At 54.7% G+C, this 24,217-nt stretch carries 27 protein-coding genes; 21 read left to right on the top strand and 6 right to left on the bottom strand.

Going from position 1 to position 24,217, the window contains the following annotated elements:
• Window positions 1-33: 33 nt before the first annotated feature.
• Complete coding sequence (locus FSY59_RS17430) at window positions 34-1,635, top strand: bifunctional aspartate transaminase/aspartate 4-decarboxylase (RefSeq protein ID WP_003054930.1); 1,602 nt, start codon at window positions 34-36, stop codon at window positions 1,633-1,635.
• 216 nt (window positions 1,636-1,851) lie between these two features.
• Here FSY59_RS17430 and FSY59_RS17425 read toward each other — a convergent pair whose 3' ends face one another.
• Together FSY59_RS17425 and FSY59_RS17420 are read right to left on the bottom strand one after the other, a co-directional pair.
• Window positions 1,852-3,420: an argininosuccinate lyase gene (locus tag FSY59_RS17425; RefSeq protein ID WP_148729390.1), complete on the bottom strand. Its 1,569-nt coding sequence runs from the start codon at window positions 3,418-3,420 to the stop codon at window positions 1,852-1,854.
• Between the two features lie 343 nt (window positions 3,421-3,763).
• A complete protein-coding gene (locus FSY59_RS17420) occupies window positions 3,764-4,654 on the bottom strand; it encodes a LysR family transcriptional regulator (RefSeq protein ID WP_148729389.1) in 891 nt (296 codons plus the stop codon).
• 80 nt (window positions 4,655-4,734) lie between these two features.
• On the opposite strand from FSY59_RS17420, the gene FSY59_RS17415 reads away from it, so the two are divergent.
• From FSY59_RS17415 to FSY59_RS17405, 3 genes are read left to right on the top strand one after another with little or no spacing between them, the layout of a single operon-like run.
• Window positions 4,735-6,114: an acyclic terpene utilization AtuA family protein gene (locus tag FSY59_RS17415; RefSeq protein WP_043373025.1), complete on the top strand. Its 1,380-nt coding sequence runs from the start codon at window positions 4,735-4,737 to the stop codon at window positions 6,112-6,114.
• 3 nt (window positions 6,115-6,117) lie between these two features.
• A complete protein-coding gene (locus FSY59_RS17410; protein WP_148729388.1) occupies window positions 6,118-6,480 on the top strand; it encodes a hypothetical protein in 363 nt (120 codons plus the stop codon).
• Between the two features lie 31 nt (window positions 6,481-6,511).
• A complete protein-coding gene (locus tag FSY59_RS17405; protein WP_003054940.1) occupies window positions 6,512-7,483 on the top strand; it encodes a tripartite tricarboxylate transporter substrate binding protein in 972 nt (323 codons plus the stop codon).
• A 3-nt stretch (window positions 7,484-7,486) separates the two neighbouring features.
• Here the strand turns inward: FSY59_RS17405 and FSY59_RS27405 are convergent, their stop codons facing one another.
• Window positions 7,487-7,654 carry a hypothetical protein gene (locus FSY59_RS27405; RefSeq protein ID WP_019042243.1) on the bottom strand — a complete coding sequence of 56 codons (168 nt, stop codon included), beginning with the start codon at window positions 7,652-7,654 and terminating at the stop codon, window positions 7,487-7,489.
• Window positions 7,655-7,709: 55 nt separating this feature from the next.
• Entirely contained in the window at window positions 7,710-8,018 is a 309-nt protein-coding gene (locus FSY59_RS17400) for an antibiotic biosynthesis monooxygenase (protein WP_003054941.1), read from the bottom strand.
• A 446-nt stretch (window positions 8,019-8,464) separates the two neighbouring features.
• Between FSY59_RS17400 and FSY59_RS17395 the strand changes: the two genes are divergently transcribed.
• The 12 genes from FSY59_RS17395 to FSY59_RS17340 all read left to right on the top strand — a co-directional run bounded on the left by FSY59_RS17395 (window position 8,465) and on the right by FSY59_RS17340 (window position 19,506).
• A complete protein-coding gene (locus FSY59_RS17395) occupies window positions 8,465-9,358 on the top strand; it encodes a ParA family protein (RefSeq protein ID WP_003054942.1) in 894 nt (297 codons plus the stop codon).
• Window positions 9,359-9,373: 15 nt separating this feature from the next.
• Window positions 9,374-11,062, top strand: a complete 1,689-nt coding sequence (locus FSY59_RS17390; RefSeq protein ID WP_230630075.1) for a hypothetical protein — start codon at window positions 9,374-9,376, stop codon at window positions 11,060-11,062.
• Between the two features lie 16 nt (window positions 11,063-11,078).
• Window positions 11,079-11,702, top strand: a complete 624-nt coding sequence (locus tag FSY59_RS17385; protein WP_003054944.1) for an STY4526/YPO1902 family pathogenicity island replication protein — start codon at window positions 11,079-11,081, stop codon at window positions 11,700-11,702.
• Window positions 11,703-11,751: 49 nt separating this feature from the next.
• Window positions 11,752-12,198: a hypothetical protein gene (locus tag FSY59_RS17380; protein WP_043005125.1), complete on the top strand. Its 447-nt coding sequence runs from the start codon at window positions 11,752-11,754 to the stop codon at window positions 12,196-12,198.
• A 12-nt stretch (window positions 12,199-12,210) separates the two neighbouring features.
• Complete coding sequence (locus tag FSY59_RS17375; protein WP_003054947.1) at window positions 12,211-13,968, top strand: hypothetical protein; 1,758 nt, start codon at window positions 12,211-12,213, stop codon at window positions 13,966-13,968.
• A gap of 161 nt (window positions 13,969-14,129) precedes the next feature.
• Complete coding sequence (locus FSY59_RS17370) at window positions 14,130-14,582, top strand: hypothetical protein (protein ID WP_003054949.1); 453 nt, start codon at window positions 14,130-14,132, stop codon at window positions 14,580-14,582.
• A gap of 28 nt (window positions 14,583-14,610) precedes the next feature.
• Complete coding sequence (locus FSY59_RS17365) at window positions 14,611-15,735, top strand: PFL_4669 family integrating conjugative element protein (protein WP_043005126.1); 1,125 nt, start codon at window positions 14,611-14,613, stop codon at window positions 15,733-15,735.
• On the top strand, window positions 15,680-16,300 hold the full coding sequence (locus tag FSY59_RS17360; protein WP_230630078.1) for a hypothetical protein: 621 nt from the start codon (window positions 15,680-15,682) through the stop codon (window positions 16,298-16,300). The genes FSY59_RS17365 and FSY59_RS17360 overlap by 56 nt, the downstream gene beginning before the upstream one ends.
• A gap of 66 nt (window positions 16,301-16,366) precedes the next feature.
• A complete protein-coding gene (locus FSY59_RS17355) occupies window positions 16,367-16,813 on the top strand; it encodes a single-stranded DNA-binding protein (RefSeq protein ID WP_003054955.1) in 447 nt (148 codons plus the stop codon).
• 27 nt (window positions 16,814-16,840) lie between these two features.
• Window positions 16,841-17,167, top strand: a complete 327-nt coding sequence (locus tag FSY59_RS17350) for a hypothetical protein (protein WP_003054957.1) — start codon at window positions 16,841-16,843, stop codon at window positions 17,165-17,167.
• A gap of 54 nt (window positions 17,168-17,221) precedes the next feature.
• The gene (locus FSY59_RS17345; protein ID WP_003065071.1) at window positions 17,222-17,506 is read left to right on the top strand and encodes a hypothetical protein; all 285 of its coding nucleotides are present in this window, start codon (window positions 17,222-17,224) and stop codon (window positions 17,504-17,506) included.
• A gap of 149 nt (window positions 17,507-17,655) precedes the next feature.
• A complete protein-coding gene (locus FSY59_RS17340; protein ID WP_019042253.1) occupies window positions 17,656-19,506 on the top strand; it encodes a DEAD/DEAH box helicase in 1,851 nt (616 codons plus the stop codon).
• A gap of 63 nt (window positions 19,507-19,569) precedes the next feature.
• Here the strand turns inward: FSY59_RS17340 and FSY59_RS17335 are convergent, their stop codons facing one another.
• Window positions 19,570-19,866: an H-NS family nucleoid-associated regulatory protein gene (locus FSY59_RS17335; protein ID WP_003065080.1), complete on the bottom strand. Its 297-nt coding sequence runs from the start codon at window positions 19,864-19,866 to the stop codon at window positions 19,570-19,572.
• A 252-nt stretch (window positions 19,867-20,118) separates the two neighbouring features.
• Between FSY59_RS17335 and FSY59_RS17330 the strand changes: the two genes are divergently transcribed.
• From FSY59_RS17330 to FSY59_RS17310, 5 genes are all read left to right on the top strand, one after another.
• Window positions 20,119-20,556, top strand: a complete 438-nt coding sequence (locus tag FSY59_RS17330; RefSeq protein WP_148729387.1) for a hypothetical protein — start codon at window positions 20,119-20,121, stop codon at window positions 20,554-20,556.
• Window positions 20,557-20,633: 77 nt separating this feature from the next.
• Window positions 20,634-21,377, top strand: coding sequence for a hypothetical protein (locus tag FSY59_RS17325; RefSeq protein WP_029158328.1), 744 nt, complete (start codon window positions 20,634-20,636; stop codon window positions 21,375-21,377).
• A gap of 64 nt (window positions 21,378-21,441) precedes the next feature.
• Complete coding sequence (locus FSY59_RS17320) at window positions 21,442-21,687, top strand: hypothetical protein (protein WP_029158329.1); 246 nt, start codon at window positions 21,442-21,444, stop codon at window positions 21,685-21,687.
• 111 nt (window positions 21,688-21,798) lie between these two features.
• The gene (locus FSY59_RS17315) at window positions 21,799-22,785 is read left to right on the top strand and encodes a hypothetical protein (protein WP_019042257.1); all 987 of its coding nucleotides are present in this window, start codon (window positions 21,799-21,801) and stop codon (window positions 22,783-22,785) included.
• A 107-nt stretch (window positions 22,786-22,892) separates the two neighbouring features.
• Window positions 22,893-23,327 (top strand): hypothetical protein, encoded by a 435-nt coding sequence (locus FSY59_RS17310; protein ID WP_019042258.1) that lies wholly within the window; start codon window positions 22,893-22,895, stop codon window positions 23,325-23,327.
• A 379-nt stretch (window positions 23,328-23,706) separates the two neighbouring features.
• Here FSY59_RS17310 and cadR read toward each other — a convergent pair whose 3' ends face one another.
• Window positions 23,707-24,117: a Cd(II)/Pb(II)-responsive transcriptional regulator gene (gene cadR / locus FSY59_RS17305; RefSeq protein WP_019042261.1), complete on the bottom strand. Its 411-nt coding sequence runs from the start codon at window positions 24,115-24,117 to the stop codon at window positions 23,707-23,709.
• Window positions 24,118-24,217: the final 100 nt, after the last annotated feature.

The following is a 24,217-nucleotide window of genomic DNA, read 5'->3' as shown; positions in this document are numbered from 1 at the left end:
TGATTCACTAGGACGAATGGAAGGAGTTGCGATATGAGTAAGGATTATCAGAGTCTGGCGAAATTGAGCCCGTTCGAGCTCAAGGATGAGTTGATCAAGATCGCCTCGAGCGACGGAAACCGCCTCATGCTCAATGCGGGGCGGGGCAATCCCAACTTTCTGGCCACAACGCCGAGAAGAGCATTTTTTCGCCTGGGCTTGTTCGCTGCAGCCGAATCGGAGCTTTCCTACTCTTATATGACAACGGTAGGTGTTGGCGGACTGGCGAAGATCGACGGGATTGAGGGTCGCTTTGAACGTTATATCGCCGAGAACCGGGATCAGGAGGGCGTGCGCTTTCTCGGTAAATCACTGAGCTATGTCCGTGACCAGCTGGGCTTGGACCCGGCCGCCTTCCTGCACGAAATGGTTGACGGTATTCTGGGCTGCAATTACCCCGTTCCCCCGCGGATGCTGAACATCAGTGAAAAAATCGTACGCCAGTACATCATCCGGGAAATGGGGGCCGATGCAATACCCAGTGAGTCCGTGAACCTGTTTGCAGTCGAAGGGGGAACGGCTGCCATGGCTTACATTTTCGAGAGCCTGAAGCTCAACGGTTTGCTCAAGGCCGGCGACAAGGTTGCCATTGGGATGCCGGTTTTCACGCCGTATATAGAAATTCCGGAGCTGGCCCAGTACGCACTGGAGGAAGTCGCCATCAACGCGGATCCGAGCCTCAATTGGCAGTATCCGGACTCTGAGCTGGACAAGCTCAAGGACCCGGCCATCAAGATCTTTTTCTGCGTCAACCCCAGCAATCCGCCTTCGGTGAAGATGGATCAGCGAAGTCTGGAACGCGTGCGCAACATCGTTGCAGAACATCGTCCGGATCTGATGATCCTGACCGACGATGTCTATGGAACTTTTGCAGATGACTTCCAGTCTCTCTTCGCGATTTGCCCGGAAAATACGCTTCTGGTCTACTCATTCTCCAAATACTTTGGCGCCACTGGCTGGCGTTTGGGGGTCGTGGCCGCTCATCAGCAAAATGTCTTTGACCTGGCGCTGGACAAACTGCAAGAGTCCGAGAAAGTCGCCCTGGATCATCGCTATCGTTCGCTGCTGCCGGATGTGCGCTCCTTGAAGTTCATTGACCGCCTGGTGGCTGACAGTCGTGCTGTCGCTTTGAATCACACGGCCGGACTGTCCACTCCGCAGCAAGTGCAGATGGCCCTGTTCTCGCTGTTTGCGCTGATGGACGAGGCGGACGAGTACAAGCACACGCTCAAGCAACTGATTCGGCGACGCGAAACCACGTTGTACCGCGAGCTTGGCATGCCGCCGCTAAGAGACGAAAACGCGGTTGACTACTACACCTTGATTGACTTGCAGGATGTGACCGCGAAGCTCTACGGCGAAGCCTTTTCGGAGTGGGCGGTCAAACAGTCGTCGACAGGTGACATGCTGTTCCGGATTGCCGATGAGACCGGTATTGTGCTCTTGCCAGGGCGCGGCTTCGGCTCGAACCGTCCATCGGGGCGGGCATCCTTGGCAAATCTCAACGAATATGAATATGCAGCCATAGGCCGAGCATTGCGCAAAATGGCGGATGAGCTTTACGCCGAATATTCCGGACAAGCCCAGAATCTCTAAGCGGTAATGCCTGAAAGAAAAAGCCATGAGCAGATCCTCCTGATGGCTTTTCCACGTGAAAGTGCGCCGGCGTTGTTCCGTGCAAGGAGCTGACCGCTTTCGGCAGGACACGCCCCAGCACTGTGACAATGTCTGTTTGTCACCCGCCCCAAACTGAATGAATGAGGGCTGAGCACGCAATGACTGCAGCAAAGAGGCCTATGGCCTCTTTGCCAATTACGGAGTCGCCAGGCGTGCAAAGTCGCGATCAAGGTCCTTGATTGCCGTCTCAATCCGGTTATTTCGCGCTTCGGTCCATTGCTCTTCCTGAGAGAGCATTTGCTTGGATCGTGCAATCATGCGCGCCATTTCCGATGGCTGGGGGCCTCCGGCTGTCACGCGATTCTTCACGATTGCTACGGGGTCCAGCGTCGCCCGGAACTCGCTTTCCGACATGGGCAACTTGCCGTTCTCGATAGACATTTCGTGTTTGACGGTAGCTGCATAGATGCGCTGGGCATCGGCGTAGGGGAAGTCGCGAGGGGTGATGTTGCGTTCCTTGGCAAAGCTGACGACCTCCGAGGCAAAGTGGTGACCCACGCGGAAGGGCAATTTGTACTTGCGCATCAGAACATCCGCCACCTCCTGGGAGGCCGTCCAGTCAAGATTCAGTTCTTCAAGCGCACGTTCGGGATTGATCACCAGGCCGCTGAGCACTTTGTCAAACCCCTGAAGAGTGGAAATCGTCGCTGCAATCAGCGCGGAGGAGTCATGGGACGACTTGTTATCGCTCATCCCTGGTGGAATATTGTGCTGGCCGATGAGGCGTCCCACACCCAGGGCCAGCACGCGGGAAGCGTTGGCGCGGGTGTCGTTGAGAAGTCCGGGATTTCGCTTCTGGGGCATTGCACTTGACACATAGGTGTTTCCTCCGCCCTCGCGAAGAAGGATCCAGGGTCTGGGCTGGGCATACTGCACCATGACGTCCTCGACAAAAGCTCCGACGTGCAGGGAAATGCTCGACGCAACCGCGCCGATCTCCACCGGCATCTCGGCAGCCAGAATCTGCGCGGCATCGTAGGCGTTGTCGACTGTGGCTGGGTAGCCAAGGTATTTGGCCATGCGCTCTCGATTCAAGGGCCAACTGGTCCCATTGAGTACCGTGGTGCCCATCGCTGACTGGTCAATGCGCGCGAATGCCTCGTGAAGGCGCTGGGCGTCCCGGTCAAAACCGGCAAGGTGTCCCAGAAGGTAGTGCCCATAGCTATTAGGCTGAGCGGCCACCCCGTTGGTGTAATTCGGAACGACCGTGTCGGTATAAGTCTGGGCCAGCCGCAGCAGATGAGCACGGGTCTGCGCCAGCTGTTTGTTCAGGCGCAGCATATCGTCCCGCTGTATGGCAGAGCGCACCGTAGCCAACATATCCTGGCTTGAGCGCCCGGCATGCAGAAGAGTGGCTTCCACACCAGCGGCATCAATGAGCAGGGGCTCGAAAGTGATGACCAAACCTGGCCGTTTGCCATTCGGAGCGTCGCCTGCCTTCAAGACGCTCTGGAGACCTCGCGCAATTCTGGGAGCCATGGACTTGTCGAGCAAGCCCTCATCGGTATTGATCACTGCCGATGCCTTGTTGATCTGTCCCAGCCAGAAGAAGGCGTCGCGCTTCGACTCCTGCGCAAGCGCGCCATTGGCCAGCGATGCCAGCGCAAACGTGGCAACCAGGAGCTTGCGTAGCGCCCCACCGGCAAGGCCATGTGGCAATTTTGACAAGACGGCACTGCGCTTGCGGTTGGTTCTGTATTTCATGTATGTCTCCTGGGCTCTAGGGATGGTGATCAAGGCTGGATGCCTTGTATTACCGACTCGATAACTCTGTAACGGCAGATGGCTGAGAGCGAGCTGATGGCGAATGATGCATGTCTTCACGACGCGAAATTGCCGTATGGCTGAACTGGACGCAAAAAAGCTCGGAGCCAGGACAGGGCGCAGCTGCTGCTTACTCTGCATGCCGATTGGCGCTATTAAAGTCTCCCGGCTTGCCTCCGGCTGTCCCTGGCGAGATATGTGTTTTGCGCAGCGAGGCTTGTGCCGGCTCCGTCCTGTGGCTGATGGGCTAGCATCGGCAAGGTGTATATCGCAATCAGCCAGGTCAGGCATTTGCAGGACGCATCTGCTGCATCAATTGATAGAGCGCTTCAGCTACCAGTGAAAGGCTGCGCTCTCGCTTGCGTACCATATAGATCTGCCGGTCCATACCCGGCAGCAGCAGGTGTCGCGCTACCAGTCCAGGCTTGTCGAAGTGAAACAGGCTCAGGGCGGGAGCTACGGTGATGCCAAGTCCGGCTTGTACGAGTCCCATCACGGTGGCCAATTGCTCAACTTCAACGAAAGTCTGCATCTTTCGAGGAAAAAAAGCGGCATCCAGATACTGGCGAACACTGCTGTGGCGCGCCAGGTGGATGAACGGCCAGGGTGTCAGATCCTCCAGGGACAGCTCGACCTTGTCCGCCAAGGGATGGTCGCCCGGGCACACCATATAGAAGCCGTCGCTGCAAAACGGCTCAGCCTTCAGGTCGGGTGTATCCACGCGTATGGCGGCCAGCGCGAAATCCGCGTCTCCGTTGGCAACGGCAGCGATGCATGGCTCGGACAGTACATCCAACACACCCAGCTGAACTCCCGGATGCCGCGCCGTGTACACCTTCAGCACCTCAGGAAGCCAGCCTGCGGCAAGGGATGGCAGCAATGCAACTGATACGTGCCCCTGAGCCAGTTGTGCTGTATCACGCATCGCTCTTTCGCAGGCAGCGAATTCTGCGGCGAGGCGCTCTGCAGATTGCAGGAATCGTTCGCCTTCGCGGGTAAGCACCACGTGTCTTGTGCTGCGGTCGAAAAGTTTGAGACCTACCGTTTGCTCCACGGAGCGGATGAGTGCACTGAAAGCCGGTTGTGACAGGTGGCACATGCTGGCGGCCTGAGTGAAGTTCTTTTGCTTGGCCAGTACCAGGAATGCCTGCACATCACGCGACGATAGATTCATTTGAAATGCGGATTAATTAATCTCAATTATCGATTTCACAGCTTATAGCGGTTTTCCTATAGTGGGCATCAGGAGGTTTCATGACAAGAGTGCAAAACGAAACGACGTCATTGCTCATCGGATGTGCGGCAGGCTTTTCCGGCGATCGAATTGATGCGGCTCAACCCGTCGTACAGGAGCTGGTTCGACAAAGCAAACCTGCCTTTCTGATCTTTGAAACGCTTGCCGAGCGCACTCTGGCACTGGCACAGCTTGCTCGTCGTCAGAATCCCGATGCAGGCTATGAGCCACTCATGGTGGAGTTTCTCCGGCCTGTGCTTGCCGACTGCCTGGCGCATGGCATTCGAATCGTCAGCAACTTTGGTGCAGCCAACCCGCAAGGTGCAGCCCGGGCCATTGCTGCATTGGCCAAGGAGCTCGGAACGCGCCTACCCCAAATAGCGGTTGTTCATGGTGATGACCTCAGCGGACCCGCGCACTACCAGCTGCTCGAAAAAGCTCTGGGCTCGGACATGCCAGACCAGCAACTGGTGAGCGCCAATGCCTATATAGGTGCACGACCCATTGCCGAGGCACTGCTGGCAGGTGCAGACATTGTGGTGTGCGGCCGCGTCTCCGACCCCTCGCTTGTAGTGGGACCTGCCATGGCCCACTTCGGCTGGGCCTGGGATGACTGGAATCGCCTGGCACAAGCCACGATGACCGGGCATTTGCTGGAATGTGGAACCCAGGTTTCTGGCGGCTATTTCGCAGACCCGGGGTACAAAGATGTACCCGGCATGGAACGCCTGGGGTATCCCATTGCCGAAATCGACAGCGCGGGCAATAGCACCATCTTCAAGCCATCTCTTACCGGGGGCTGCATCACTGCAGCCACGGTCAAGGAGCAACTGCTCTACGAAATCCATGACCCTGCCTGCTACCTCACGCCAGACGTTGTTGCGGACATCACTCAGGCAGAAGTGATTTCGGTTGGGCCTGACCGGGTGCGCCTGGAAGGTGTCATTGGTCATCCGAGGCCGGAGATGCTCAAAGTCAATGTCTGCTTTGAGTCAGGATGGTTTGCCGAGGGAGAGATCTCCTACGCGGGCCCGAGAGCGCAAGAGCGCGCGCGTCTGGCGGCCCAGACCATATCCAGGCGCTTGGCGAATATTGCTCCCCTCAGAACCGACCTGATCGGTATCACCAGCGTCTGGGGAAACGACAGCAGTGACTGGCTGACTGAAGCAGGCATTGCCGGCGAATCCCGGGATGTCCGGCTTCGCATGGCCTGGCAGCATGCCGACCATGCGGTAGCTGCGCGTCTGCCGCGCGAGATAAACGCCTTGTACTGCTGCGGCCCGGCGGGGGGAGGGGGCGTTCGCACCCATATGCGTCAGCGCCTGGGAATGGTGTCGTGCTTGGTACCTCAGCAACAGATTACGACTGGCTTCCACTGGACCAAGCCACATCAGGAGTAAGCCATGAACTCAACCCTTACCGTTCCCCTTTACCTGGTTGCGCATGGACGCACGGGAGACAAAGGTAACCGCTCCAATATCAGCGTCATTGCATGGCATCCGGATTTGTGGGACTTGGTGTGCGAACAAGTCACCGAACAAGTCGTGATGCACCTGTTTGCGGACCGCAAGCCAAGCCATGTCCGGCGATACCTGCTACCCAAGCTCCACGCCATGAATCTGGTGCTCGACAACGTGCTGGATGGGGGGGTCAACGACTCGCTGAACCTGGACAGCCATGGAAAAACGCTGTGCTTCAGGGTGCTTGAAATGCCCGTCGTGGTTCCATGCCATCTCGAGCCACTGCTCATCGGTCCGAGCGCCTGAATTTTCTACAACAACCACTAGGAGACAAAGCATGAAATTTCTGACACGACGCACTGTTCTTGCATGCGGTGCAAGCCTGGCGCTCAGCCCCTTGGCCTTTGCACAGGGCGAATTTCCAAACAAGCCTATTACCTTTGTCGTTCCGTTTGCCGCCGGCAGTGCCACAGACCAGCTTGCGCGTGCCTTGGGACAAGCCGTTTCCGAGCAGACCAAGCAGCCGGTCGTGGTGGAAAACAAAGGCGGTGCCAGTGGCATGATTGCGGCTCAAGCGGTGGCCAAGGCCGCACCTGATGGCTACACCGTGCTCATCACGACCAATACGACGCACGCTGCCAACGAGCACTTGTACAAAAAGCTGTCGTACGACCCTGTCAAGGACTTCACCCCTATCACAGGTCTGGGCAAAGGTGGACAGGTCCTGGTCGTTCCTGCGACTTCGCCCTATCAGTCCGTAGGCGATCTGCTGGGCTACGCCAAAGCCAATCCCGGCAAGCTGAGTTTTGGCAGCGGCAGCTCTTCAAGCCGTGTCGCTGGCGAAATGCTGAAGCAACTCGCTGGCGTCGACATCCTTCACGTTCCCTACAAGAGCAATCCGCTCGCCCTCACGGATCTCCTCGGGGGGCAAATAAACCTGATGATTACCGACGTCTCGACGGGCGTTCCTCAAATCAAGGCCGGCAAGCTGCGCCCGCTGGGTTACTCCACACAAAAGCGCAGCGCACAGTTGCCTGATGTTCCGACCATCGCGGAGGCCGGTGTCAAAGGCTATGACATGGGCTACTGGTTCGCAGCCTACACGCCTGCCAATACACCAGCACCTGTCGCGGCCAAACTCAATCAGCTGTTGACCAAGGCGGTGAACAGCGCTGCGGCCAAGTCCTTCTTCAATATGTCCGGCTCCGAAGCCTGGACCACCTCTGCCTCGGAACTGGCACAGTTCCAGGCCGCAGAAACCACCAAGTGGGGACAGGTCATCAAGGCGGCAGGCATCACGCCTGAATAAGGGTCAAGCCCGGATCAGTTCCCTGCAATGCAGGGAGTCCAGTGGAAATCCGAAGCGGCTTTTGCTCCAGCGTGATGCGGAACTCATCATCGAGAAAGCCAGAAGCTCGGCAATCTTCGAATAGAGAAGGGCGGATGAAGGTAACTGGTGTTTGAGCACCAGTTGCTCCATGCATGGAGATCCGCGGCTGTTAAGGCTCAGGTGTGGAAAATCTGAGCCATCTCCGTTACTTGGCAGCCCGGCTGTCTTCGACGGTGAAGTGCTCTACATGCGGTGGCTCCACAAAATAAGGCCCGATGATGGCGCGCCACTCGGCAAAAGCGGCGGACTGGCGGAATCCAATCGTGTGGTCGTCAAGAGTTTCCCAGTGTACGGTCAGCACATAGCGGCCCTCGGTCTCGATGCAGGCAAGGACTGTGTGGCCAAGATAGCCAGTGGCCTTACTCAGCACGGAGTCTGCGGCCTGACGAATGGCGCTTCCAAAATCCTTGTGCTTGGCTGGCTCCACCTTGAAGTCTGCAATTTCAACAATCATCAGCTTTCTCCTGTTGGTACGACGAAAGATGCTATGAGGAGCTCCATCTCACTCAGATGATGAGGTCGCGAAGCTTATAAAGACGCAACCCGTATGCCTGCCCAGTGTCTTGACGGCACTTGGGCTGCGCAAAAAATGCACTGAGCGGAACGGTGATGAGCTGCCAGTTGGCGAGCAGGCTGGATTGTCGTTCATTTGTATGAAGTAACTTGGGCTTTCGTAGCTTTCAATAATACATCATACGATGTATATTTTCTGACACTTTTTTAAGCTGAAAGTCAAGGCTTTTTGCCTGATATTCAACAAAAGGTTACGAAATAACCATCGATCAAGGGTGGCTTCTTAGGGCCATTGCGACCTGAGTTCTGGTCGCAATGGCCTACCAATGCGCGAGCGAACTTCAGCTCCCGTTGAATGGATCAACAACCATTCAACGAGGACTTTCAATGTTCATCATCACTGTGCTGGCTTCTAAGGGCGGAGTCGGCAAGACAACTACAGCTGCGAATCTGGGCGGCCTGCTGCACGACATCGGCTTTAGGACGCTGCTGATCGACGGCGATATTCAGCCGTCGCTCTCACGCTATTACCAGCTGCGCTATGCGGCACCTTTTGGGCTCACGCAGTTGGTGCAGTCTGGTGCACTGACCCCGGACTGCATCTCGCATTGCCAACTGCCACCGACTTCCTATCAAGGCAAGCTTGAGAAGGCACCTAAGAGCGAGGGCGGTTGCCTGCATATCGTTCGCTCTGACGCCAAGGACTCGTCTTTGCAGGTCTGGATGGCCAATCGCAATCCAGTGAGCATGCAGTTCAGCTTCAAGAATCCCTTGAAGCACCCTGCAATCGCTAGCGCATATGACGTGGTGATTATTGATACCCAAGGTGCTGTGGGTCATCTGCAAGATGCTGCAGTGGTTGCTGCTGATCTGCTTCTTGTGCCTGCAACGCCAGACATGATCTCTGCTCGCGAGTTCATCGCAAATGTGAAGGCACTCATTGAACGCCACGATAGCGTGTCTAGCATGGGCTTGAAGATGCCTCAGATGAAGGCATTTCTCAATAAAAGCCAGAAGACTAGCGATAGCAAGGAAATGTCCGCAATGATTCGCGAAAGCTTTATTGAGCTGAGCGGAAAAATCACGATGCTGGATACCGATGTTCCCGATGCAACGGCTTGGAAAAAAGCGGCCAGTGCCGGAGTTCCAGTGCATTGGGTTGATCCAGTGAAAGCGTCCAACACGCTTCATTCCCTTCTTTGGGAAATTGTGCCCAGCGTGTCGGAGATGTACGCATCTAACCACCCCCAATATCTCGATCTGAACGCACCCTCCAATTAATTTTAGGAGGAAAGCATGCGTACACCTGAAACCATGACTGCTCGCGAACGGGCAGCCTCGCTAAACCTAACTACGTCCCCTGGAAATAAGCAAGGGACGTCAGCTATGACTGCACCAGATAAACCAAAGCTCACTCCAAATCAAGCACGTCTTGAGGCGGCTAAAGCAGCTCTTCATCGAGACTCTGAAAGATCAACTACCAGTTTTGATCCGATGGATGAGATTGATGGCTCCATCATCGTCTTGGATGTTTTTGATATTGATGAATATTCGCTGAATCCTCGCAAGAAAGCTAATTCCCAGCGGGCGGAAATCAAAGCGAGTATGAAGGTCGATGGCATCACCAACATGTTCTCGGTTACGCGTCGAAACCCCACGGAGAAGTATTTTCCATATGGTGGCGGAAATACTCGTGTGGAGATCGCAAAAGAGCTGGTGAATGAAGGCGTCGAGAAACTGCGGCGCATCCATGTCGTTACTCGAAAGTGGCCTGGCGAGGCTGCTGTCATTGCCGCGCACTTGAGCGAAAACGACAATCGAAGTGATATTTCGTTCTGGGAGCGAGCTCAGGGCGTAATGAATTACAAGCGTGAAATTGAGAAGGAGACTGCTAAATCATTCTCCGCCACCGAACTTAATAAAGCACTTAAAGAGGTTGGATTGAGCTATGGCGTGAGGATGGTTCAAAACTTCATCTTCGCTGTCGAAAATCTCGCGTTGATTGGTAATTGGCTTCAAACGTCTGACGTGAATATAAATATTCGTCCTACCGTTTCAGCACTTCACGAAATGGCATCTAAGTTTGATAAGCGTGATGAGGTCAAAAACTCCATCGAGGAAATCTTCTTGATGCACGCGACCGATCTTGAGGCCATGGAGCAAGCGAACTCCGAGGCCGATCCTGCAAGCCGGACAGAGGTCAAGTTGGATGTTCAATCGCTGCTCACCCAGATCCAGTCTGTATCCTCGAAGCACTTTGGTATTGCCGCCGACCATATCGAGTCAGTCGTCCAGTCCTATCTCCAGGACCCGAAGCTTTCTGTTGAGGACATGCGCTCGATAGAGAGCGAGAACAAGAAGGTGCAACAGCAAGCCAAGCAGGCGCCACTGTCGGGAATGCTTGGCGGCGTGTCGGCGGCTGCATCGCCTAGCAGTAAAAGAGCCACCACAAAGGCCGATCGGCAAGGGGCGGGTGCTGGCCCAGCAGACAAGCTGGCAGCGTTTTCCGCACGGCTATCGCAGAATCTTGTGGATCTGAATGCTGTCGTACCGTTGTCGGACTTCGTGAAGCCAATGCCGGCATTGCCATACGGGTTCTTGGTGGATATTCCAGAACGTATGTCGTATTTGGGCGATCAAAAGCTCTCCGAAGAACTCGAAACTCTGCGTGTGTATCTCTGGCCATTTCTTGCAACGCAAACCGGGCAGTGCAACGCAAACCTACTCTCGAAATGCGACCCAGAAAGCCGCTGGGTAAAGGCTATTCAGGCTGGCGTTGATACGTTCCGTCAGGAGTGCACAGATAGAGCAATTCTGTGCGGGAAGAATGGGCAGCTTTATGTCACTTCTGACCATTATGGGTATCTCTTCGGCAATGCGGCGGTTGCTAGATGCTTGTCTGCACTGATGCAAACACTCGCTGAATTTAATATCGCCGTGCAAGAGGATAGCCGCGAAGCCTATAAACCGTTATTTACGGAATAAACACGTTAGTTAAGCAATGACAGATCATATTGTTCCCGTCGATATTCACACGAATCCGCAGTTAAATTTTCTGCTGCTGACGGAGGTAATTCGTGCTATCGAAACCGAGGTTGGAATAGATCAGTTATTGCAGATGGGTTGCGATGCCGAACTGATTGACCAACTTCGGCATCGCAAGACTCGCGATATTCTGGATATTTCTACTAAGTTAACGAGGGTTAAACTCGTATTTTCTCCTGGCGAACTCCGGCAGCAACTGGAAGGCCTGGACCGACAACGGCAAGACGATGCACTTTGCGAATATTTTGTGCGTAATGGCGCATCGCGTGCACTGATTACCCGGCTTTTTAAGCGCTCCGCAGACGATATTCGTAGGATGCGTGAATTGGTTGGTGGAAGCGTCACCGGCGGTAGGGCCAAATTACCCAAGAAGTTTGATGTTCGGGATCAGATTCATCAAGCTTGGGCCGAAATTACCAGCCAATCGGCGCCTGGGAAATCTCTACGTGATTGGATTTTCGAGCTCCATTCTCGTTTTGCGGAGTACACCATCGACTCGCTTTATTCAACGCTCAAAGAGTTTGAAGACGAGGATAGCCTGGCTCTTCCCAGGAGAAATGCCTTCCCGGTGGGCAAATAAATCAGCCGTAGGACGTTCTATTTACAACCATTATCGATAAAGCTTGAACATGAAGAACACCAAGAACTTACCCGCCCAGCTGTCGAATAGTGATAGTGAATTTCTGAAGTCCGCACTGTTTCTGGAACTCATCGGCCAAGAGCCCATCACCATCAACCGCGCTTTCGTGGATCTCACCGGTAACGTCTTGAGCGCACTCTGGCTTACCTATGCGATGGAGCGGGAACGTCGCAGTGAGTCGGAGGACTTTTTCGAAATCCTTATGTCATCGTCATGCTGCACGAAGGACACCGGCATAACGAGGGCACAGCAGCAAACCTGCCGCAAGACACTCGTGGACTTGGGCATCCTGCATGAGCATGCTGGTCAGGGCCGCATCATTACCTATCGGATCTCGAAGCGACGCTTGCTTGAGCTTTTGCAGCAACAAGCCATGCCCTTGGCCAGCGCAATGCGAAGTGCAGCGACAACCTCCGTAGCCGCAGCTGCGCACTGATGGAGCTTGTCAGTGCGCGGCTCTCTTTCACTCGCAGCTATTCCAACAGTTCGTTATGAACTGCCGGAGGATGCGCCGATCCACCAGGGTGCCGAGCAAATTTTTCTGCACCTGGACGATCGAGGTTTCGTTCCATTTCATCCGGTGCTGGCTGAAAAATTCGGCCACAAAGCCGCCATCTTCGTGGGCATGGCGCTCTACTGGACGCGCCACAGTCTCCGCAACCATCCCGAGCGCGGTGGCTGGTTCTTTATGTCCTTGCAGCAGTGGAAGTCGGCCATTGGGCTGACCCGCACCGAGCAAGCCAGTGTGCGCGAGCTGCTGATGGGCGAGGGCGTTCTCGAAGAGATGCTCGTTGGGCGTCCTGCGGTGCTGAACTACCGCCTGAACGTACCTGCACTCGCCAAGGCACTGGCCATGCGCGGCAAGGGGCAGAAACTTACGTGGGACTTGGCAAGTAGCTGGTTCAAGGGCTGCAAGGTCTACTACAAGCCCCTGGCTGATGTGGCTGGAAGCATCGCAGGCGGGCTGTACTTGGCCTATCTGCTGCAGCGGCACCGGGAGTGTCTGAAGCTAGGCCAGCTCACCGATGGCGCTATCCCGGTCAGCCAGGATGAAATCTCAACAGCGCTTGTGCTCGGTCCGAAGGTCCAGCGCAATGCTCGGGAGCGGCTGAAGAAGGCTGGATTCATTAACGAGGTCGGCATCGGCGGAGCGTTGGTCCGCATTAACTTCGACGCCATTCTGCTGTGCCTGCGTGGGCAAAGCATCAAGCCTTTGCCTCGCAAGGCTGACGCGGACAAGGCTACTCCTGCGGCGTCAACGAAGGCTGCACCGTCAAATAGCGCTCCAGCCACGAACCAGACGCTGGACCTGTCCGGCCTTTCATTCGCGTTCTCGCAAGCGACGCTTGGACTGTCCGCGACCCCTCCTGCTCCCCGCCCGCGCGATCTCTTGCTGTCTTTTTTGAACGACGATCTGGTGCCTCACAAACCTGTCGAAATCCGACAAGCTGGAGCTACTTCTTCGATCAGTGAGCAGCCCGCCAAGTCGGAGCAAATCTCCAATGCCAGCAAGGAGTTAGCGAAGAGCTTTAGCGATAAGGGTAGCGAGGGTGGAGCGAAGGAATCGTTTGCCGTTTCCTGCAAACAAGAGCCTGACTCTTTGGACGAAACCTGCAGGCTTGATCTGCCGTTTCCCGCAATCAATATTCAAAGGACTTCTATTCAATCCACTACTACTTCGCCGGTGAACACCAGCAGCACGGCTGACGTTCAGGCAGGTGAGGGTGGTAAGTCTTCGAGTTCGGACAAGCTGAACGCCGGACTTGCCTCTGGCCTCATCTTCCCCACCTGGATTGAGAAGTCACTGCACGCGTCCCTCTCCAAGGTGCTGGCCAAGTTTCCCCTTGAGCAACAACAGCAAGCGTTGGACGAGATGGAAGGTGCGAACCGGCGATTTCATAAAGTGAAGTCGCCAGTGGCCTGGCTAAACAGTGTGGTGAAGAAATATAGAGACGGCGAATGCATCTGGGCGTATGCCCCCGTCATCGCTGCAGAGCGCATTGAGTTAGCCAAACAGGCCGATGCTCAACAGGCCCAGAAAGAAGCATCGCTGAAAGCTTTTCACGAAGGATCGGCCAACGCCGTCGCCAATCCAGTGCGAGTGGCGGTCGAAGGCAATGGGCCTTTGGGCAAAGAAGCGGCGCGTGCCAAGTTGCTTGCTCTTCGCAATGAGCGGGCAGCGAAGGTCGGAATGGCGAAGAAATGAGCTGACTTCCGAATAACCCGAGATGGGCCATATGGCACTCAGTGCCAAGTAGCTCGAAATGAACCACACGGCACTTAGTGCCATGTGGCTCGAAATGAACCACGCGGCACTTAGTGCCATGTAGCTCGAAATGAGCCACAGCAATTTTCAAGAGAAGCAATATGAGCTATCAGAAATCAGGGAACGATCTATTTATTCAGCTCGTTCAGCAATTCAGAAGCTACACGGATGCTGCGGTTCTTTGGGTCTTACTCAAAGAGCGGGGGGATATTGGAGAGATCGCCATTACGTCTGGGTCGATCACTGAAGTCGAACTGTGCCGAACCATTCCATTACCCACCGTAAAACGAACTCTCCAGCGGTTGCAAGAGACCGGATTTATTAATGTCCGCGTGCAGAAGAACACGAAAACGCTGGTGACCGTGAATCGCGATGCGGTACTCGATTTGCTAAGACAGCCCATTGCCGAGCGGCTGCCATCAGTTAGTAAGAAGCACTTTCCATTTATCGACGGTTGGAATGAAGACATCGCTAAAGAAGCTGCGCAAGTGGCAATAGAGAACGCCAGTGCCGACGAGGGCGGGAAGTCGGGAGAAGTCCCGGACGCTGGATAGACGAAGTATTTAATTTAAGGAGAAGACCTTGGCTACTGATCGAATCAAAACAGACCCCGGCTTTCAGCCAGTAATGCTGGCCGGTGTATTGGGTGCAGGTGCACCAGGCATTAAATTCGTCACCGACCCGAATTCGCCATTTCGTGACGGCTACTCAATTGCTGGTGAAGAAGCTGCTTTGGCGGCATTCATCCAGGCTGGCGCGTCTGAAGACGATCCTTTGTTTGATCGCTATGTAGAGCTGGAAGATCGCAAAGAGCAATTCCAGAAGATGCAAGCGGAGCGACGGGATCGTCGTGGTGCGGACGCGGTGGTGACGAACTCCGAAGCACAAGGCATTGATGATCTCGGGCCGCTGACGAACGAAGGCGTGGACCAGATGACGATTCACACCATCGAGGCCCACCGACTTTTTCAGGGGCGATCTGGGGAGCCTGAAAAGCGCTTGAACGCGATCATTGGCGGCAAGCGCGTTGCTTCCTCTCTGCGGAACCTTTGGGTACTGACGAGCCGTGACAACCCATATGCAGATTGGGCACTGGTACGCCATGAGTACGGCATCTCGCAAGTTCAAGAGTCGTTGCGCACCCAAATCGCTAAAGCCGAGGAGCTGCTGGAGAGCCAGCGCAAGCGCGGCCTGAGCCTGAGCATCGTTCAGTCCGCTCGCCCTATGACCCTGAACCTCGGATTCCGCAGCCCTTACGGCTATGCGATCTCCATGTTGATCGTGGACTACGACTACTTTGTTCGTATCCAGAAAACGCTGCAGCGCAAGAACTTGCTGAGTGATGAGCAGGCGCGTGCTGTGCTGAGCGCAATGAGCCGCGCCATCCTTGGCGTGTTCTACGGCACTGCCCGATTCGACAAATGGCTTGGCCGTCCAGAGATTCGTGAGCTGAGCCGTTCTGACTGGTTCAGTGCAGACCCGGAAGCTGCGAAGCGCATTCAGTTTGTGGTGAGCACGTTTGGTGCAGTGCCAGCCCAGATTTACAAGGCCGAAGTGAAGCCTTCGCATTCGCGCCGGCTCATCAACATCAGCGAAGCCGAACGTGCGTTGCTGCAGCAAGTTGGCGACCAATTGCAGCAGGCGCAAGAGCATGGCTCCGATGCATCCGCTTCTACTGGCCCAGAAGCTACAGCCACCGCTGATTAAGACCGCGCGCAGTCGTTTGGAACTGATATTGAAAGGGATTGGTGTGAAAAGGGATCTGGAAATAAAAGGGGCTTCGCAGCACACCGGTCGTGGCCGAGTCGTCAACAACGTGCTGTGGGGTCGTCAAGCCCTGGCGGATCAGGACTGTCAAGATCGAGCTGACGTAAAGGCCCTTACGGGTAGGGGCACCCTGTCCAGATTGCGCCAGAAACTTGACGGCATCGACGCAATCCTGAAACAGATGCGCGATTTGTCCGAGAAGTCGAAATCTGTTCCAGGACTGAGCTTCTATCTGGTCGTGCACCAGAAAAGCACAACGGGCTATGTCTTTCTGCGCTGGCGCCAACGCATGGGCTCTAACCGCCATTTGAGCTTTGAAGAGGTGGAGGAGCTTGCGTCAGGCCTGCCCAGTGAACTCCGTCAATGGTGCATGGCAGCGTCCCAACGCGCTGTGGCCTTGAATGAGGAGCACCAGCAGACGCGTGGCGATATCAAGCGTATTCGCGTGAGCGTGGACAAGGCTCCTGTCTTTCTTTATCCACGCTCCCCGATTTCGACCCTCTAAGTCCGTGCCTGGGCTGACCTGGTGCAGCAGCTCGGGCATTCAATCAGCACTGCAAGGAAATTGGATATGTCGCAATTGTTTATCGGCAAGGGAAACCTGGGTAGTTCTCCTAGTCTCAGGACGCTCAAGGGTGGGCCTAACGGCGAGTTTGATGTCGCCAGTATGCGTGTTCGGTTCAGCCGATACGGCCGCACCGAGGAGGGCGGAATCGAAGAGGTTGGCGGTTTTTGGCGCGAGGTGGAAATCTACGGAGCGAAGGCTCGCGATGCCGCGCGGCTCCTGCGCAAGGGAGCCAGAGTGCTAGTGATGGGGGAAGAGCTTGAGTACATGGCGCGCGATGAGGCTACTGGCGGTCAAGTGATGGTGTTCAAGATCGAGGCCCAGGATGTCGCACTTCTGCTGTCGCGTGTGAAGACCATTGAGTTCGAGGCTTCACGCCGCTCGTCCACGGAGCAGTCGGATGGCTCCTCAGGCGAAGTGCAGGAACCCTACCACGCAGGCCAGCCTGCTTAAAGACCGTTTTTAACCAAGGAGCACATCTTGACTTTACATCCCGATCAACAGGCCTCGGACGACATCACATTGCTTGTCGATGGTCGATTCACCATGGTGGTTGCGCCATCGCAAAAGGTGAATGAAGAAAATGCACCCGCATTCTTAGTCGTGCGAGATTCCAATGGCAAGGATGTATGCGTGGGATATTGCAAGCTCCAGTTTGATGGTACCTGGCACACGCGTCTCACGGTCACATACGATGAATCGTCGCAGTCGGACTCTATGTTGATTGGCGACTTTGATAGTCGCGTTGATGCGGTGGTGCGGTTATGGCTTGTCCGTCATAACTTCAGCTACCAGATGACAGAATAAATATCGGTTTTCCTGTGGCGCATGCTCAGTCGCCAATTGAGTCCACAGGAGAATATGGTGCAAGAAAAATATCAATTTTTGGGGCTCGTTGTTCCCGATCCAGTCGATACGAATTTCGATCCTGTGGCATGGGCCAATACTTGCCAGGATGTGTTCAATAAAAATATCGCTCTGATCGGGAAGTCCTACGACACTTTTATCTTGAAGTGTTCCAGCGATTTTGATCCGCTTATATCGGGGCTGCAGGTTTCTGATTCAACGCTCACATGGGCGCTATGGATGGCCGAAGGTTGGGGTTATGAGTCACCAGCAACAAGAGTTGTTCGCGAGGGGCTTTGATGTTGCCTAGGCCCGTCACGATCCGCCCGCCGGATCTCCTTATCAAAGCCGTCTCGGATGGACGCAGGCTCGGCCTGCAGCTCCTGGCAGTTCCAGGTGTGAGCCGTCCACTTGCAAACTACGATGCTTGGTGGAGTGGAGCTCGGCGCATGTGGCTGCTTCAAACTACCGACTCCAGTTATGCCGACGATGTGATTAAGCATGCGTTTGCTGGGCACTTCGTGGATATGGAGCAGCTCGATGTGCAACTGCGCGCCGCTGTCGCAGCTCCTGATCCCGACTACTTCTCGCAGTTGCTCGATGTTCAGATCTTCCCGCTGGTGAAGGGAGACCTAGCACGCGGTTCATGGGCGGTTAGCTTTACCTACGACCCGCTATGCGTGAAGGCGATGCGCTCGTTGGGCGGCTACTTCCACAAGCATGCGTCAGCGTGGCAAGTCAGAGCCGATCCTGAGCTCATCATGGAGCGGCTGGCCAGCATTGCCGGCGTGTCGTCGGAGTTCGTATTCGTCCATGAGCAGCCGGTGGTCATCGAAGAGTTGACCACAAGTGGCAACGAAGGCTCGCCTATCAGCGTGCCCGCTGCATCGCCACCGCTGGGCGGGGGCGGCGGGCCTGGTGAAGAAGAGGGCACCGGTTTCCTATCGACTGAGCATGGCCACGTCGATGACATGCCGTATGACCGGGTGGCCCTGGCCAGCCTGGTCGCCTGTGGCGTGCTGCGCGACTACCAGGCCGAAGGCGTCGCACATATGCTGCGCCAATCGGGCGCCTGCATGGGCGATGACATGGGCCTGGGCAAAAGCCGCCAGACGGTCGTGGCATCCCGGATGGCTGCTGGCAGCGGCCGGGTCCTGATCGTATGCCCTGCATCCCTACGTTTGAACTGGGAGCGAGAGATCAAGATGGTCTACCCAGACGCTCGCGTCGGGATGATCGGTGAGGACCGGATTTCGACGCTGGCTGGCTGTGACTGGGTGATCGGCAACTACGAACGCATGGGCGGCCTAGTGCGCGAGAGTGAGCTGGAGTTCGCGGTGATGGCCGTGGATGAAGCCCACTACCTGAAGGAATACAAGAGCGGCCGCACGCGCAATGTGTTCCTGCTGGCAGCACGGATAGAGCGATGCTTTGTCGTCACCGGCACGCCGTTGCTCAATCGCGAGATTGAGATGCATACACTGCTGCGCATCACGGGCCATCGCCTCGGTAGTCTCACGCTGGCTGAGTTCCGCAAGAGCTACGCGGGTAGCCCTGAGAAGCGAGCAGCACTGGCTGCAGCGATCCAGGGCTGGATGATCCGTCGCAGCAAGGACGTGCTCAAGGATCTGGGTGACAAGGCGAGGCAGTTTGTGCCTCTGTCGCCAGAGGGGCTCGATGTCTACAAGGAGATCTATGGCGACATGACCCTGCAGGCCATGCCCAAGATCGTTCGCCTGCGTAAATGCCTTGAAGGTCTGAAGGTTCCGTACCTGGTCGAAACCGTGCAGGCAATGGGAGAGGACGGCAAGCTCATCATCTTCTGCGAGTACATGAGCACCGTGGAGGCCCTTAAACAGGCCCTGGCCAGCCTTGGCGTAGGCTGTGTCTCGCTGGTCGGCTCGGATAGCTTGAAGCGTCGGCAGGCTGCGGTAGATGCGTTCCAGAGGGACGCAAGCATCAAGGTATTCATTGGCACCACCATGGCTGCGGGCGTGGGCATCACGCTGACGGCTGCCAACATCGTGGCATTTGCCTCCATGCCGTGGACGCCAGCCTTGATGCGCCAGGCAGAGGACCGGGCCTACCGCTTGGGTCAGATCCGCGATGTGCTGGTCCTGGTGCCCATCATCCAGGGCACTATCGATGAGGGCGTGCTGCAGCTGCAGGAGAACAAGCACACCACAGAAATAGAAGTGGTGGAGGCAGCCAAGAAAGCATTGCCTGTCCAACAACGAGCGGCTGTAGAAACTGTGCCAGATGAAGCTCGCGAGGAAGTGCGGGCACTTGAATATGCCTGATCTATTTTAAGTGCTCATAAAAAATGGCCACTTAGTGGCCATCTAATATCAAACCTGCTGCAATCATTTGATTTCGAATTGCGAGCGATCCTTATCTTTGATCCAGACAGGAGGCTTGCCACGGCCTGTCCAAGTTTGACCAGTCTCAGGGTCACGATACTTGGGGTCAACAGAGCCGCGAGTTGCTTTTGCTTTCGCTTGGGGGAATATATCGTCTTGGGTCAATCCATATGTCGCGATCAAACCCTTAATCTGTTGCACGGCTGTGCCGATTTCGCTTTTACGTGCTGCTTCAATCTGGGCTTCGAGTGTTGCGCGTTGGGCCAGCAGATCCTTGTACGACACCGCAGAGTTAGACATCAATATGCTCCATTAAAATGACAGAACATATTATGAGGCATTTTAAGAGATGATGGTTGCTTTGCTGGAAGCAAGGATTGCGTTGCACTCAGTTTCGGCGCTAAAATCGACGCACATTGGCTCTTCGGAGCTTTGTAGCATCTGAGTCCTTGAGAGATGCGCATCAGCTCACGCTGGCGAGGACATTCTTCAACCCCACGGGATAACACAATCCCGTCGGGGACCGTGTTGCCCAACATCTAGGAGCAACACATGCATCAATCTCAACGTTCTGCCAAGGAGCCGGCATCCTCGCCTTTTGACGTGGATCGCCAGCTGCTGGTGAAGATGATCTCTCGCGTCAACGACCCTGTCGTAGCACGCATATTTCTCAACACGTTGGATATGTACCCGGATCTGAAACTTCAGTTCCTAGGTGCCTATCTGATGGCGGAAGAGACGGTCAAGCGCTCGCAGATTCGATATGCAAAGGCTCATGACGTGGGTCAGGCTACTGCGCGAATCAAGCGAAAGTGTTTGGAGTTGCTTCGTGCCCTTTGGTCGCTTAGCGTTTGCTTTGCTCGTTGGACCCGTGTGGCTCTCAATGAGTACAAGCTGCAAAAGTCCCATAAATCGCCTAAGCCACCGGCTCCTTCTGCCAATGTCATCATGCTCCCGTTGTCTCGCAAGGCAACTGGCACAGATAACTAAGCAGAGGCTCTAACCAACCCATTACCCGAAATTCGTCGGGTAGTGGGTTTTTCTTTGTTCGAATATTTGGAGGCCATATGAATAAGAAATCAGTCCTTGAACGCTATCTCGAATTGCATCCATTGAAGGCTTCAAGGCGTGGCGCGTCATTGGATATGGAGCTCATTGAACGTTGGTACTTTGAAATTCAGCTCCGAGGCGTTGCGAAGATCAAACATCAGATTGCCCATGCGAAGCGAACCGCCACCTCATTGGTGAAAGCTCAAAGTAATTTCGAGAACCTCAATCCAACTCAATTGAAGCAATTGAAGGATGCCTCAACAATGATGCGCGATCTCGCCGAGTCGCTGGTTCCGCTAGAAAATTGGGCTAAGAGCTATAAGGAGTTCTACGATAAGACGGTTCTTGCCGATCAGAATGAAGAATGCGATGCGTTTGCGCAAGCACGCTGGCATGGCGATGAAGTGGAGTTTCAGCTAGAGCTTGAGTTATTGCTTGAGGCTGACAACTTCAAAACGCGCAGTTGCGTTGGTGATTGGTTTCATTTGAATAAGCGGTATCTCAACGTACCAGCCAATGAATTTATCCTGTCGCTATATCTGACCTTTCATGAGAAACAAAGCGTGAAGGAACGGATGCGGGCAGTAGCCTATTCATTTGTTTACGCCTCCGCTTGTCGCAGGGTCCATTCTGAGTTGATGAGCAATCAAAAGTCCGTGTACGTGGGTACCAAAGACATTGATGCGTACCTGGCATACCGAAAAGCAAATGTGCAGGCTTCGGCGTCTGCGGCAATGAGCAAGTTGGGTGTCAACCTATAAATCCCTGATGGGCACTAGATGCCCTGGGGCAAGTGTCCATCTTCCTTATCTACTGGAGATGAATATGAGCCTCGAAAACACCTTTGAACGTCCAAGGAATTACAAATCCATGGTGCATACAGAGAAAAACCCGAGCATTGAATTGTTGATGGACCAGGTAATGGTGATTGCATTAATTTGGACATTAGCTTCAAACGATGCCTTGGAACCATCTGCTAAAGAGAAATATAAGGCTCGTGTTGTACTGGAACAGGATCATCTTCGCACGATGCTCCAGAAAGCGCTCACAGCGAAAGACAGGGTTCTGTAACTTGTCCCGTATTCACTGGGTAATCTTCTTCTAACTCTCTTTTTACCCTTGGGGCGCCGTCATGCCCCTGGGGGGGACGGTCCCCTTTCTGCTTTCAACGAAAGGAATCCCATGTCCAAGCACTTAATTAATCAAACGAACGTGAACGGTATTGAAATGGTTCTGGAATGCGGCTACGACCGCCCAACAGGCTCATTCTTTGCCAATATTCATTCCGAAGGCGACATTTACTACACCTCACTGGTGGAGCTCGGGTCGAAGGACTCTGGCTGGTTGCTCACCGTGACTGCAGAGCATGGCTTAGTAGTCCCTCGCCAAATGATGGATCGCCTGGCTATCGAAGCAATGTTCGATGGGAGTAATGATTTCATCGAGCACGAGCCTTACACGCAAACGGAATCTGACAGACGACTGCTACAGCTGGGCTTTCGCCAACAGATGCCGTCCGTGCTGCCAACCGATAACCCTGTGTGGGCTTGGTTCACTGACAGCGAGGAAGATCTTGGCACATATGCTTTGCTGCAATCCAAGGACTATCAAGCCTATGTGCCATCTCTGCTCTGTGATGTCTTGCCACAAGAAGGTGAATGGCCGGTACTCGATGAACAGGATGTGCTCAAGCGTCTTGACACGATGCATGCGCGGCTCTTGAAGGGCGCTTTCCAAAAGCATCCTGGCGAAGGCATAGGATCGGTTCTGAACCGCATTCTGGGCTTTGTGCCGCCAATTCTGCAGCTCGAATCCAAGTTGTTCGTTGTCTTCTCGGATCACGAATTCGTACAAGATAAAACGGGCTTTTGGGCTGGAGATAGTTGGGCTGGCTTTTCCGGGGCAAAGGTGTTCGGGCCGTGTGAAGTGACAGCAGAGGAGGGCGAGAACTGCATCCCTATTCACGAGGCATATGCCTTGGCGAGCGGTGCATTGCTCAAGGTCCAGTCATTTGGCGTCAAAAGCATCGCTGACGATGACTTATGCGCATCTTGCGGCCACTGCAACTATCGTCCAGGTGATATGAGCAGTTGCAGTAAAGACTGGCCTGGATACCAGGATTCCGATGGGTATCTGAAGGTGTGCTTTGCGTCCGTTATCGCCATCTAAAGCGCAAGCTATTTGAACCTCGCGCTGGCCAAGGGCCAGCGATTTTTTAACCCGGACGGGCGTTGTCGCCCAGTCGGGCCGCGCCTTTCCAGTTTAGAGAGTTGGAAATGACCGCAACTAACAATCAGCCGCTTTGCACAACTGCGGATCGTCAGAGCTACGCACTGACTGCTGAACAGGTCGCCATTGCCATCGCTGGCCACGATCTCCGCACCTTTAAGGGGTGGATAGCAGCCGCGTCATCATTACTCGCTGATGCGCCTTTGATGACCGGCATTCAGGAGAAACATAGCCCCTATGTGATCCTGAAAGCGGAGTTCAACGGAAAACCAGAGGTCGTTTTCTTCTACAACGAAACCAATGTCATCTACTCCCCAGATCTTGCGTCGGACTTCGACATCAGTGCCTGGTGTAACGATAGTTGGGATGGCGTCGAGGCTGAAGCCAACATCGCTACATTGACATGCCCAGACTTTGTGACCCTGCGTCACGAGCAATTGCTTAAGCAAGTCACTAACGACTCTCTGAGTCCTGGCATGTAATTGCCACACCCAAAAAGCCCAGCTCACAAGTTCTTGTGACTGGGCTTTTTTCATTGGTGGTGCCGGGCCTGCTGTCCTAGTTTCCTTGGCCGTCCGTCGATCACGGAAAGATGCGCAGAAGGTACGTTACCTTGATATGCTGCGTATTCCGGTCGAACTGACCGCCTGTGCCGGTTGCTGCTGGCCAGTCTGCTGGTCGTGACCGACTGAGTTCGGCCATGACCAGTCATTCGATGATCTGCCAAAGAGCCGCCCATTAGCAGTCGTAGATGCAACACACTAACTACCGCTTAGGCGGTAGGAGTGTTGCAATCTTGTGTGTAGCTGTATGGCGCAAGCGTCTCCGATCTCCACGTCCGTCAAGCCTTTGCTATCACAGTCATACGGGATGAATCTGAAGGTGCTCATTTAGGCCGGCAAGGATTCCGCAATGTTGAGCAGTTCGCTCCTCACCACAGCGTTTGCGTAGATCTTGGAGTTGCTTTTGTAGAAGATGCAACTCCTTAATTCGCTCATAGACTTGGCTGATATGCGCATCCAGCAAGGCGTTGACATCACCACAAGCAGCACCGGGGTCGTCTCGAAACCGAAGTAGTACACGCACCTCGGCGAGAGACATGTCTAGGCTGCGGCAATGGCGAATCATTTGAAGTCGCTCCAGATGCGAAGATTCGTAGATCCGAAAGTTCCCTTGGGTCCGAGCAGGTGCAGGCAACAATCCTTCTCGCTCATAAAAGCGAATTGTTTCTACCGGCGTGGACGAGGAGACGGAAAGCTCGCCAATTTTCATCGAGTGCTCGCAAAGTGAATGCTTGGAAATTTTAAGGTTTTTGGGCTTGACTCTGTAGTAGGTACAGGTTTTCTAATGATGTCATGAGTACCACTCCTAC

The sequence above is a fragment of the Comamonas sp. Z3 genome (assembly GCF_008121565.1).
Lineage (GTDB): Bacteria > Pseudomonadota > Gammaproteobacteria > Burkholderiales > Burkholderiaceae_C > Comamonas > Comamonas brasiliensis.
This window is presented reverse-complemented; position numbering and strand designations above follow the sequence as displayed.

Coding starts and splice junctions, on each gene's coding strand:
- FSY59_RS17415 (WP_043373025.1), top strand. CDS start 4,735: ATGACAAGAGTGCAAAACGAAACGACGTCATTGCTCATCGGATGTGCG.
- FSY59_RS17395 (WP_003054942.1), top strand. CDS start 8,465: ATGTTCATCATCACTGTGCTGGCTTCTAAGGGCGGAGTCGGCAAGACA.
- FSY59_RS17325 (WP_029158328.1), top strand. CDS start 20,634: ATGAATAAGAAATCAGTCCTTGAACGCTATCTCGAATTGCATCCATTG.
- FSY59_RS17385 (WP_003054944.1), top strand. CDS start 11,079: ATGACAGATCATATTGTTCCCGTCGATATTCACACGAATCCGCAGTTA.
- FSY59_RS17430 (WP_003054930.1), top strand. CDS start 34: ATGAGTAAGGATTATCAGAGTCTGGCGAAATTGAGCCCGTTCGAGCTC.
- FSY59_RS17400 (WP_003054941.1), bottom strand. CDS start 8,018: ATGATTGTTGAAATTGCAGACTTCAAGGTGGAGCCAGCCAAGCACAAG.
- FSY59_RS17335 (WP_003065080.1), bottom strand. CDS start 19,866: ATGTCTAACTCTGCGGTGTCGTACAAGGATCTGCTGGCCCAACGCGCA.
- FSY59_RS27405 (WP_019042243.1), bottom strand. CDS start 7,654: ATGGAGCAACTGGTGCTCAAACACCAGTTACCTTCATCCGCCCTTCTC.
- FSY59_RS17320 (WP_029158329.1), top strand. CDS start 21,442: ATGAGCCTCGAAAACACCTTTGAACGTCCAAGGAATTACAAATCCATG.
- FSY59_RS17315 (WP_019042257.1), top strand. CDS start 21,799: ATGTCCAAGCACTTAATTAATCAAACGAACGTGAACGGTATTGAAATG.
- FSY59_RS17310 (WP_019042258.1), top strand. CDS start 22,893: ATGACCGCAACTAACAATCAGCCGCTTTGCACAACTGCGGATCGTCAG.
- cadR (WP_019042261.1), bottom strand. CDS start 24,117: ATGAAAATTGGCGAGCTTTCCGTCTCCTCGTCCACGCCGGTAGAAACA.
- FSY59_RS17360 (WP_230630078.1), top strand. CDS start 15,680: ATGGCTCCGATGCATCCGCTTCTACTGGCCCAGAAGCTACAGCCACCG.
- FSY59_RS17340 (WP_019042253.1), top strand. CDS start 17,656: ATGTGGCTGCTTCAAACTACCGACTCCAGTTATGCCGACGATGTGATT.
- FSY59_RS17380 (WP_043005125.1), top strand. CDS start 11,752: ATGAAGAACACCAAGAACTTACCCGCCCAGCTGTCGAATAGTGATAGT.
- FSY59_RS17370 (WP_003054949.1), top strand. CDS start 14,130: ATGAGCTATCAGAAATCAGGGAACGATCTATTTATTCAGCTCGTTCAG.
- FSY59_RS17355 (WP_003054955.1), top strand. CDS start 16,367: ATGTCGCAATTGTTTATCGGCAAGGGAAACCTGGGTAGTTCTCCTAGT.
- FSY59_RS17405 (WP_003054940.1), top strand. CDS start 6,512: ATGAAATTTCTGACACGACGCACTGTTCTTGCATGCGGTGCAAGCCTG.
- FSY59_RS17420 (WP_148729389.1), bottom strand. CDS start 4,654: ATGAATCTATCGTCGCGTGATGTGCAGGCATTCCTGGTACTGGCCAAG.
- FSY59_RS17410 (WP_148729388.1), top strand. CDS start 6,118: ATGAACTCAACCCTTACCGTTCCCCTTTACCTGGTTGCGCATGGACGC.
- FSY59_RS17345 (WP_003065071.1), top strand. CDS start 17,222: ATGGTGCAAGAAAAATATCAATTTTTGGGGCTCGTTGTTCCCGATCCA.
- FSY59_RS17425 (WP_148729390.1), bottom strand. CDS start 3,420: ATGAAATACAGAACCAACCGCAAGCGCAGTGCCGTCTTGTCAAAATTG.
- FSY59_RS17330 (WP_148729387.1), top strand. CDS start 20,119: ATGCATCAATCTCAACGTTCTGCCAAGGAGCCGGCATCCTCGCCTTTT.
- FSY59_RS17390 (WP_230630075.1), top strand. CDS start 9,374: ATGCGTACACCTGAAACCATGACTGCTCGCGAACGGGCAGCCTCGCTA.